The 10,010-nt window shown below is 65.0% G+C and carries 8 protein-coding genes; 2 read left to right on the top strand and 6 right to left on the bottom strand.

The window, feature by feature from the left end; translation table 11 throughout:
- Positions 1-49 precede the first annotated feature (49 nt).
- The 6 genes from Q0316_RS11465 to traA form a co-directional block, all read right to left on the bottom strand.
- Positions 50-385, bottom strand: a complete 336-nt coding sequence (locus Q0316_RS11465; protein WP_298672496.1) for a hypothetical protein — start codon at positions 383-385, stop codon at positions 50-52.
- A 73-nt stretch (positions 386-458) separates the two neighbouring features.
- Positions 459-1,046 (bottom strand): hypothetical protein, encoded by a 588-nt coding sequence (locus Q0316_RS11460; RefSeq protein ID WP_298672493.1) that lies wholly within the window; start codon positions 1,044-1,046, stop codon positions 459-461.
- A 31-nt stretch (positions 1,047-1,077) separates the two neighbouring features.
- Positions 1,078-1,641, bottom strand: a complete 564-nt coding sequence (locus Q0316_RS11455; RefSeq protein WP_279678499.1) for a recombinase family protein — start codon at positions 1,639-1,641, stop codon at positions 1,078-1,080.
- Between the two features lie 180 nt (positions 1,642-1,821).
- Positions 1,822-3,150, bottom strand: coding sequence for a hypothetical protein (locus Q0316_RS11450; RefSeq protein WP_298672480.1), 1,329 nt, complete (start codon positions 3,148-3,150; stop codon positions 1,822-1,824).
- A gap of 99 nt (positions 3,151-3,249) precedes the next feature.
- Entirely contained in the window at positions 3,250-3,993 is a 744-nt protein-coding gene (locus Q0316_RS11445; RefSeq protein WP_298672477.1) for a DUF6118 family protein, read from the bottom strand.
- 8 nt (positions 3,994-4,001) lie between these two features.
- Positions 4,002-7,658 carry a Ti-type conjugative transfer relaxase TraA gene (gene traA, locus Q0316_RS11440; protein WP_298672474.1) on the bottom strand — a complete coding sequence of 1,219 codons (3,657 nt, stop codon included), beginning with the start codon at positions 7,656-7,658 and terminating at the stop codon, positions 4,002-4,004.
- Positions 7,659-7,935: 277 nt separating this feature from the next.
- Here traA and Q0316_RS11435 point away from each other — a divergent pair, with 277 nt between their 5' ends.
- Positions 7,936-8,226 carry a mobilization protein gene (locus Q0316_RS11435; protein ID WP_213339717.1) on the top strand — a complete coding sequence of 97 codons (291 nt, stop codon included), beginning with the start codon at positions 7,936-7,938 and terminating at the stop codon, positions 8,224-8,226.
- Positions 8,227-8,318: 92 nt separating this feature from the next.
- Positions 8,319-9,956, top strand: coding sequence for a type IV secretory system conjugative DNA transfer family protein (locus Q0316_RS11430; protein ID WP_298672500.1), 1,638 nt, complete (start codon positions 8,319-8,321; stop codon positions 9,954-9,956).
- The last annotated feature ends 54 nt before the right edge of the window (positions 9,957-10,010 follow it).

Genomic DNA, 10,010 nt, shown 5'->3' with positions numbered 1-10,010 from the left:
AGCATGGCGAGAACCCACCTTTTGACACCGCCGAGCACTATGGTTTCGGTTATCGCTTTATCATCCACATGATCGCCGTCTTGTAGCCTGCGCGCTCAAGGACCGTAATTTTCGAGGTCCATGCGGCAGGACACACCACCACGGCGGCGCTCATGCCACGGTCCACGAATGCCGCCTCTGCGGCACGCAGCAACGAGGATGCGGCCTCCACGCCATCGTGCAGCTCTGCGGGATTGGAATATTCCCTGTGATAGTAGTCATCTATTACGCCCGTTGCGCGAATGTCGTGGGCCGGGGGAAAATGCAGTCGCGAGGCTGGTTGCGCGATTACATAGCCGTCCAGGGCCTCCGGTGTTCCGCACACGAGCATATCCCGGTCGTTCATCGTCTGGCATCGCCTCATCCAGTTGCCGAACCGATCGTCAGCATCTGCGTGAGGGGTCCAGAATACATCCAGCTCAGCGAGTATCTTTCCTGTTTTCCGCGCTCCGCCTGACGATCCCCGCAATGTCGCTATCCGAAGCCGCGCGCACATCGAGGGGCGGGGTCGCGCCTTCAAGATTGCTCTTGGCGAGATAGAGCGTCAGCGGCCTATATCCCCGCTGCTCGAAACACACTCGCAAGTCGTTGCCGCAAACAAAAGAGGCCAACAGCAACTCTGCTCCCGCGTCCCGAAGGTCCGCTTCGGCAGCTTCCACAAGCGCCGGGATCGTGCCTGGCGGCGCGTCTGCTGTAGCAAAGCACTCCGGCATCAGTAGGCCGGGATCGCCCCATTTTCCGGCATAGATCGGAGGAACCGGCAAGAGCACGGAATGGGCAACGCCGACCAGCTCGCCGCCTGCGTCGGCAACTAGCCATTTTTGTCGGAATGGTTGCTTTTCCGCCGTTAGGGCGAATTTGACGGCCTCTCCCACCTTTGCAGGGGCGTCATCATCGAGCACCCATAGCACCGGGTCGTGGGCCTGCCTGCTACGGGCATCCTGCATCAAGAGATCGACCATCTGCGGTAAGTCATCGAGCGTGGCGGCTCTGATTTCAGCGGGCATATTGTCCCCTTTGGTTGTGTTTCGGCCGTCCCTACCTAGTCAGCGCATCATTGAGCGCCCTATAAAGGGTAGCGCGATGGACGCCCAGGAGCCGGGCGACTTCCGCAACTGGCTTCTTGTCCTGGTCGATAAGCTGGTGGGCGTGGGCGATCTGCTCGGCCGACAGGGTAGGGGAGGGGCCGAACCGCACACCTCGGGCTTTCGCCGCGATCCTGCCGGCGCTGGTGCGCTCCACGATCAAGGATCGCTCGAAATCCGCAATGCCGGCAAACACTGTCAACACCATGCGGCCGGCCGGCGTCGTCGTGTCGGCCCACGGCTCGGCCAGGGAGCGCAGACCAGCGCCGGCCTCCTTGATCCGCTCTGCGATGCTGAGAAGGTCGCCAGTCGATCGGGCGAGGCGGTCTAGCCTGGCGATCGTCACCACGTCGCCGGCGCGCAGATGGTCGAGCATCCGCGCCAGCTCGGGCCGGTCGCGCTTCGCCCCGGAAGCCTTTTCCTCGAACATGCGGACGCAGCCGGCCGCGCCGAGTGCGGCGCGCTGCTGGTCGAGGTCTTGGCCCTGGGTGGACACGCGGGCATAGCCGATCATCATGGGCGGCGGATTCCTGTCGCAAATCATGTCGCAAGTTTTCTACCACTTGCGACAAAGACTTGCGACACGAAAAGCCCTGATTTTCCGGGGGCCGCCGATCTGTCGCGGGTTTTAGGATTTTGGCGACAGACAGCCTCGCTTTTCGGCGGCTAGAGCATATGGCTCCGACTGTGCAAGGTGTCAGCCTGCACTCCCCCTGCTTGCTGCGATGAGTCGACGTGCAACCAGATCGTGGTTCAGCCACAGGACAGGCCCGGAGGGTTCGCTGACCTCGCCAAAGATCAACTGGCCGATCGCCTTGACCACATGATGGCTCAAGACGTCGCTCACGAGAATCCTGTTATCTTTGTGCAGTTGAACAATCTCCTGCGATGTGCCGATGGTCTGCTCCGCCTGAGCTGCGCTGTTCGGCAGCGGCCAAAGGTCGAAGTCATAATAGGGCTGCATCGCCTCGTTTTGCTGATAATCCAAAACAATCTGTAGCAGGGCTTCGAGCGTCACGCCGTCTTTCAGCAGGTCTTGGCATTCTTGCCAAAGCAACTCGACCCAGGCTCCCCCGCCTTCTTTCTTCAGCGCAGCCAGCAACGGTAGGAGCGACAGTTCGAGCCCGGCGAATACATCGGAGGAATTGGTGCGGATTTCGGGGCAATTGAACACCGTGGCCCTTACGCCTGTGCGCCATGCAGCTTCGGCAAAACCCTCAAGGCGCATCTTCGCATAGCCTTGAGTGTAGTTGGTGTAAGTCTGCCAGCGATAGCTGTCGCCAATCAGAACTTCGGTGCCGTGATAGCCGTAGGCGGTGTAACGAACCTGCCCGCCGGTCGCCTCGATCCGGGCACGGATGGCAGAGCTGGCTTCAAGCAGGTAGCCAAAGGTATTAGCCGAGACCTCGTCAAAGTTTTGCAAAACGAGCTTCCCGAGATCGCTTTCGATCAGCGACTGCGACGACATATGTCGCGCGCCACGACCCTTGTAGATGCGGTTTACGATAGCGAGAACGGCCTTGGCCTTCGGGATACCACCTGCCATTGTGTGTGCGAAGAAGACGTTCCTGCCGTCGGGGATCAGGGCATCGAGTTCCGCCATAACTGCGTCGAGCGCGGTCTTGAACCGTGTCAATCCAACCTCGTGGCAGCGCGCAATATAGTCCCAATCGAGGGTATCGGTCTGCCAGGTGTCGAGAGTCATCTTCCCGAGAAGATCGGTTGGGGTAGGACCGCCCTCGGGAGCATCGAGATCAAAGCCAGCCATCAGCGGAGTGTTGATAATCTTGCCGCCGAGATTGGCTTCAGCCGCAGCCAGTTCGTCATCAGCCAGGGCGCGCAATGCGTTATTCTCCTCGCGACGGCCGACCGTGACCCCCAGGATGGTCATGCCCGCCGCCTTGGCCTCGTCAAGCAGACCGGCTGCATAGCCACGGCCAAACAGCTCGCCAAAAAGCACGAAGAAATCTCCCTTACGGAAGAGAGTATTGGGGTTCATGGTCTTTTGCGGTGTGAGCTTCGTCATATCAGCCTTTGCAATTTGGGGATGCTTTCGGAGCGGAACGTCAAATATCGGGGATGGCCCATTGTCGCAAAAGTCCCGAAACCTGCATCCACCTCTACACTACCGCCCCGGCGCTGCCACCGTGATCGTGCATCGCTGATCCTCGCCGGCCGCGCGCGCGGCCTCGGCGCATTGGCCGATCGTCTCGGCATTGTCACGCACGAGCTGCGAGGAATCGACCACGCCGCGCCAGCCTTCGGGGTCGGCCACCCGCATCATGGTAACGCCGGCGTTCCATCGGTCCTGTCCCATGACGAAACCCGCAACGCGCGTGTCGAGCTGCCCCGGCAGCATGTTGGGGATGAACAACGTCAACACGATGCCGGCCAGGACGCCGGCGGCCCCGACGATCCACAAGAGCCGGTTCTGAGCATGGCGCTCCCGCGCGCCGGCGATGTGTTCGGCCAGCTCCCGCGCAACCCTCTGGAAATCCCGGCTCTCGTTCTCGAGCTGCTGCGCGGCGGTTCTCACCAGGCTCTCGCCGCTGCGCTCGAGCGCGCGGGCATAGTGCTCCGGGCCGTTGCGCAGGATGGGCGATTTCTCTACGGCCTCAAGCCGCTCATCGACAATGGCGAGGAACTGGATGATCTTACCGAGATCGGGGCCGTAATCGGGCAGCTGCCGGAACTTCTCGGACTGCTCCAACGCCAGCTCCACGCCCTTGCGGATGATGGTCATTTCCGCGTTGAGCTGTTTTCCCTGCGTCTCGACCGTGCGCCGCAACGCCTCGAACGCGGCCGCCGGGTCGCCGGCGTCGTCGGGCGAGGTCTCCGGCTCGAATCTCTCCCTGTCCTCGTCCGTCATGCCGTCTCCTACCGTTCAAGCCCGAGGCTGCGGCCGCGCGTGAGGCTCTGTTGCAGCTCGCGGGATATGCCTTCGCTCTGGCGCATGTGCTGGCCGATCCCGATTTCCTGCCGACGATTGCGCAGGATGGATTCAACCTGCGGGTCGCGCTCAAGACTCTTGGCGAGGCCCTGCATCTGGCCTTCCACCTTGCCGCGCGCCTCGTCGTGCTGCCAGCCGTGAAGCCGCTGGCGCTGCCGTGATAGCTCCTGCCAGCGTTCAACGAAGCGGTCGGCCCGCACATTCGGGTCGGCCTGCATGGCGCGCTCGTGGTCCAGCCGCTCGATGACCTGGCCGACGCGCTCCCGGCCGGAAAGCTCGGTCATGCTGCGGCTCATGTCCGGGTCGTAGCGCAGCGCCGAGCGCATCAGCTCGCGCGCGCCCGGCCGCGCCTGGTCGAGCTGCTGGCCGGCCTGTCGCAATTCCTGCTGCTGGCCGTCGAGGATGGGAAGCCCCTCGCTCCGCTGCCTGTGGGCCGATTCATAGGCCCGCGTGTAGCGGTCAACGGCCTGCTCGAACCCCGACTGCGGCCGCAAGCGTTCGACAAGCCGGTCTTTCGCCGGCGCCCGCCGCAAGCTCCCTTCCCTTTCCGGCCCGTCTGCGTGCTCTTGGGAAGCCTGTCGATCGGCCCCACGGCCAGCATTGAGCTGCAACCCGTCAAACATACCGCGCCGGCGCGTCTCGGCCTTCTGTGGGCGCTCCTGCGTCCGATCCTGGGCCGGCTCGTCGCGGTCCTGCGCGGCCGACGCGCCCCGCGACAGTTTCAGGCCCTCGAACCGGCTGCGGCGCTGCTGCCGATCGCTTCCCCGGTCCTGGGCGAGATCCTCGCGCGGATCTGCACGAAGATCCTGGGCGAGATCCGCGCCGACTTTTTGCGAGGATCTCCGATCAAGGGCATGATCCCCGGCCGTCGACTCCCGTTCTGCACGTAGCCCGGCGCGCTCGGCCGGAATCTCGATCTCGCTGCGGACGCCCATTTGCTCCGCGATCCCGCGCCGCTCGGCAAAGTCGCGGGTATAGTCGAGCGTCGTTTCCTTCACGCCCGACCGCGACAGGCGGCGTTCTAGCTGGTCATAGGCCAGCTCGCCGGCGTCCTGAACCTTCCATGCGTTGCGGTGCGTTTCCGTGCCATCGGGCAAGGTGACGGGGGTGGAACCTAGATGTTGAAGGCCGATCTTCTCCCCGATCTCCGGCGCGGCCTCCTTCATGGCCCGCTCAAGATCGACACCCCATAGGGTGCGACGCTCGCCCTTGTCGTTTTCCAGCGTCACGAAATAGCTATCGGACTTCTGCGGGTCATGCTCGAAGGGCGCGGCCCCATGCTCGACCAGGCGGCCGGCATTGGTGAACTCGTCCTGCGCTGCGTAGAGCTGCGCCCCGTCGCGGTGCCGGGTCATCGCGACATAGGTTAGATGCCGGTCCATCGTCCCCGACGCCAGCACATAGGCGCGATCAACGGTCGCGCCCTGGTTCTTGTGGATCGTCGTCGCATAGCCGTGGTCGATCGCCTGATAATCGCCCATCGGCACGGAAACGCTGTCGCCCCGGCCGTCGAGCGTGGCGATGATGCGGCCCGGCTCGACATGATCGACGGTCGCGAGCATCCCGTTTTTCACGCCAAGATCGCGGCTGTTCTCCAAGAACACGATGCGGTCACCCGTCGCAAAGTCGCGCTTGCCGTCATTGGTCTGGAAGGTCAGCGCCCGGCCCGGTCCTTCCCGCGCCTGGTCGATGTCGCGGGTGACGTCGCCCGACCCTGGCCCGTCCTCGGCCACGCGCGCCAGCTCGCCCCGGTCCTGTAGCTCGGAACGGATCGCCTCGTTGATGGCGCGAACATCGGCACGGCGATGCGCCATCGCAACGCGGGTGCCGTCCGGTCGCTCGTCGCGATCGGCAAGGTAATCGCGCACGATCTGGCCGCGCGCGTCCTCGCCGCTCTCGCTGAATCGAATGTCGCCATGATCCCGATAGGCGGCCAGGCCCTCGGCCGTCCGGTGCGTGGCGAAGCCAACCGACGCCTCCCGCTGCCAGTCCACGCGCTGCCGGCGAATCTCCGAAAGCTCGGCATGGCCGATCTGCTCGGCAATGGCGCGGAACGGTGCGCCGGCCCCGATCGCCTGTAGCTGCTCATGGTCGCCTACAAGGACGATCTTCGCCCCGCGCGCCTCGGCCTCGCCAACGAAGCGGGCGAGCTGCCGGCTCCCGACCATACCCGCCTCGTCGATCACGAACACATCGCCGCGGCCGATCGTGCCGCGGTCGTTCTCCCAACCGCGGGACCATGACGCGAGCGTTCGGCTCTGGATGCCGGAACTTTCCTCCAACCCCTCGGCCGCCTTGCCTGACAGGGCCGCGCCGTGGACCGTGTAGCCCTCGGCCTCCCATGCCTCGCGCGCGGCGGCGAGCATGGTGGATTTGCCAGCGCCGGCGAAACCGACAACGGCCGCGATACGCTCCCGGCCGGTGACATGCTCGATCGCCGCCCGCTGCTCGTCCGAAAGCCGGGCGGAAGCATCGCCGGCGCTGCGCTGAATGGCGGCGTCCTGGGCGGCTATGGCGCGATCGACATGCCGGCGATCGACGCCATGATTGCGCGCCTGGTGCATACGCTCGGCCGACGCGACCATGCCGGATTCGATCTCGACCATTTCCCGCGTCGAATATCGCGCAAGCTCGATCTCGCCCGTTCCCTGGTCGATGCGTTCCGGCTGAAGCTCGACCAACGCCGGCGATGCCATGACCTTCGCGAACGCGCTCTGGAACTCCTGCGGGTCGTCGTTGATGTAGCGATGCAGCGCCCGCGCAACATCGTGACGGTCGAACACGCTCTTTTCGTTCGTGATGAGGGAAAGCACCTGCTCGGGCTTCTCCCGGATCAGCTCGGCGTTGCGCCGGGCCGCGTCCTCGTCCAGCCGCGCCCGCGACACGTCGAGGCCGCGCCGCTCCATCTGCGTGGCATGGACACCCATATGCTCGGTCGGCGTGATCTCAAGCCCGCGCTCAAGGTGCGAACGATGGTCGATCCGAATATCCAGCCCGGCCCGCGCCAGGTGCTCGTTCGCGATCACCTCCCACGACTGGCGAATGTCGCGGAGCTGCATGTCGGTGGTCGGAAGGTCGTTCGACAGCAGCCATTTGTTCTCCCGCTCGATATAGGTCTTCTCGCCTAGCCCGTCCTCGCCAACCCGCCGCGTCGTCATCATCACATGGGCATGGTGGTTGCGAACGTCGCTCTCGCCATGCGGCGCATGGATGGCGAAGTCCACGGCCGCGCCGTAGCGGTTGGCGAGGTCCTGGGCGAAGTCCCGCGCTGCCTCTAGCCGCTGCTCGGCCGACAGCTCGTGCGGCAAGCCAATCTCGAACTCCCGCGCAACCCGCGCGTCCTTGCGTTTCTCGGCTGCCTCGGCGGCGTTCCACAACTCCGACCGATCACGCGCCCAATCGGCGTTGCTGCCTTCCGGCAACACGATCTCGGAATGCTCGACGCCCTGCTTGCGGGTGTAGTCGTGCGTGATGCCGTCGCGCTTGTTGGTCAGCTTTTCCGCGCAGCGATAGGCCGCCGATCCGACCGCGCTTCGGCCGGTCGCCCGAGAAATCGGCTTCATGCTGCAATGATAGATCGCCAAGCGCCGATTTCCTTCCTCTCCCGGTTTGATCCGCCTTCGCTTCTGCGCCAGTGCCGCACTGAGTTGCGCAGCAACTCGTAAGTGCGCCCTTCGTAATTCGCTCGCTCCGCTCTCTCATGCCTCCGGTGGGGCGCTGTGGCAACGTCAATGCGATGCGAATAAGGCCGCGATTGTGACTCCGCACGCTCCACTTTTCAAGGCCGGAACCATCCGTGATCCCCTACCCTGCCGAAAACCTGCTACGCTCGCCCGCGACCGGAAGCAGGGAGGCGACACGATGGCGCGCAAGACGATCGAACAAAGGCTGGCCGAGTTGGATGTGCAGCGCGCCACCCTCAAGGCCAGGCTCAACAAGCAGGAGCGCGCCAGGGACACGCGCCGCAAGGTGCTGCTCGGCGCGCTCGTCCTCCATCGCCTCGAACACGGCCGGGATGAGCTGTCGCGCGCCCTGCCCGACTGGCTGCGCCGCGAGCTGCCCGGCTTCCTCACCCGCGACGGCGACAAGGAACTCTTTGACGATCTGCTCAAGCCGGCCGCCGGCGGCGGGACCGGAGCGCCTGACCCATGAGCGATGTCACGTCCGCCTGGCTGGCCGCCCTCAAGAGGATTTTCCAGTCTGCCGGCCAACTCGGCCGCGACCAGCCGAAGGGAGGCAACCCCATGAATGATTTCCGGCTGGCCTGGGCCGCCTTCAAGAACATGCTGCGGGCGGCCGCGCGTGATCCCCTATGGGCCTTCGTCGCGATCGTCACCGCCCCGTTCCGCGCCGCCGGCTACATCGCCAGGGCCGGGGTGCTGTTCCTCTTGGTCCTGTTCATCGTCGGCGGCGGCCTCATGGCCCTCATGCAATGGGCCGGCATCCAGCGCGGCGATGCGCTCTGGTATGTCGGCAACCTCGCCTTCACCGCCTTCCTCGTCCTGCTCGTCTTCCGCCTCCTGTCCAGGCCGATGATACAGCACTTCGGGGACATGGACGCCGACACCCACGGCTCGGCCCGCTTCGCAACCGATCGCGAAACCGCTCCCCTCACCCGCTCGCAAGCCGGCCTCCTGATCGGCCGCGATCCGAAGACAAAGCGCCTCCTGCGCTATGACGGGCCGGCGCACCTGCTCACGATGGCACCGACCAGGACCGGCAAAGGGGTGGGAACCATCATCCCGAATCTGCTCACCGCCGACCGCTCCGTGATCTGCATCGACCCCAAGGGCGAGAATGCCAGGATCGCCGGCCGCGCCCGCCAGAAGTTCGGGCCGGTCCACGTCCTCGACCCCTTCGGCGTCACCGGGCAAAGCTCGGCCGCCTTCAATCCCCTCGATGCCCTCGACCCTGACGGCCTCGACGTGGCCGAGGACGCAAGCACCCTGGCCGACGCCCTGGTCTATGACGAACCAGGCACGGCCGGCGAGGCGCATTGGAACGAGGAAGCCAAGGCGCTGATCGCCGGAATCATCCTCCATGTCGTCGCGAACGAGCCGCGCGATCGGCGCACCCTCGCCACCCTGCGCGACAACCTCACGCTCGCCCCTGACGCCTTCACGGCGCTGCTCAAGGCCATGCAGGCGTCCACGGCCGCCGGCGGCCTGGTCGCGCGCGCCGCCAATCGTCACCTGGGCAAGTCCGATCGCGAGGCGGCCGGCGTGCTGTCGGCCGCGCAGCGCCATACCCATTTCCTCGACTCGCCGCGCATGGTCGCGGTCCTCGGCCGATCCGATTTCCGCTTTGCCGATCTCAAGGCCAGGACCGCCACCGTGTTCCTCGTCCTGCCGCCCGATCGCCTCGCCACCTATTCCAGATGGCTGCGCCTGCTCGTCACCCAAAGCCTCACCGACATGGCGAGGGCGGGCAGCTCGTCCCCTGCCCCACTGGCTGCGCCAGTCCTCTACCTGCTGGATGAGTTCGCCGCCCTCGGCCACCTCGCCCCCGTCGAGCGCGCTATGGGCCTCATGGCCGGCTACGGCGTCCAGCTCTGGCCCATCCTGCAGGACGTTCACCAGCTCCGCGCCACATACGGCGCGCGCGCCGGCATGTTCCTGTCGAACGCCGGCGTCCTACAGGTGTTCGGCGTCAACGATCACGAAAGCGCCCGCCTCGTCTCCGATCTGCTCGGACAGGAAACCGCCGTGTTCAAGACGATGGGCCAGGCGCTCGATTCCGATAAGTCCGGCATATCCTACGGCGAACACCATTCCGGCCGCCCGCTGCTCACCCCTGATGAGGTCCGCACCCTGCCGCAACACGTCGAAATCCTGTTTCTGGCCGGGCAACGCCCGATCCTCGCCGGCAAGCTCGCCTACTAGGCCCAGTCGGCCCGAATCTGCGATTTTGGCCAGGTTGAAGAACGAACACTGAAC

This window comes from uncultured Sphingomonas sp., assembly GCF_937871615.1.
Classification (GTDB): Bacteria; Pseudomonadota; Alphaproteobacteria; order Sphingomonadales; family Sphingomonadaceae; genus Sphingomonas.
This window is presented reverse-complemented; position numbering and strand designations above follow the sequence as displayed.

Excerpts from the sequence above, each read along its gene's own strand:
- Q0316_RS11450 (WP_298672480.1), bottom strand. The coding sequence starts at position 3,150 with ATGACGAAGCTCACACCGCAAAAGACCATGAACCCCAATACTCTCTTC.
- Q0316_RS11445 (WP_298672477.1), bottom strand. The coding sequence starts at position 3,993 with ATGACGGACGAGGACAGGGAGAGATTCGAGCCGGAGACCTCGCCCGAC.
- Q0316_RS11430 (WP_298672500.1), top strand. The coding sequence starts at position 8,319 with ATGAATGATTTCCGGCTGGCCTGGGCCGCCTTCAAGAACATGCTGCGG.
- Q0316_RS11455 (WP_279678499.1), bottom strand. The coding sequence starts at position 1,641 with ATGATGATCGGCTATGCCCGCGTGTCCACCCAGGGCCAAGACCTCGAC.
- Q0316_RS11460 (WP_298672493.1), bottom strand. The coding sequence starts at position 1,046 with ATGCCCGCTGAAATCAGAGCCGCCACGCTCGATGACTTACCGCAGATG.
- Q0316_RS11465 (WP_298672496.1), bottom strand. The coding sequence starts at position 385 with ATGAACGACCGGGATATGCTCGTGTGCGGAACACCGGAGGCCCTGGAC.
- Q0316_RS11435 (WP_213339717.1), top strand. The coding sequence starts at position 7,936 with ATGGCGCGCAAGACGATCGAACAAAGGCTGGCCGAGTTGGATGTGCAG.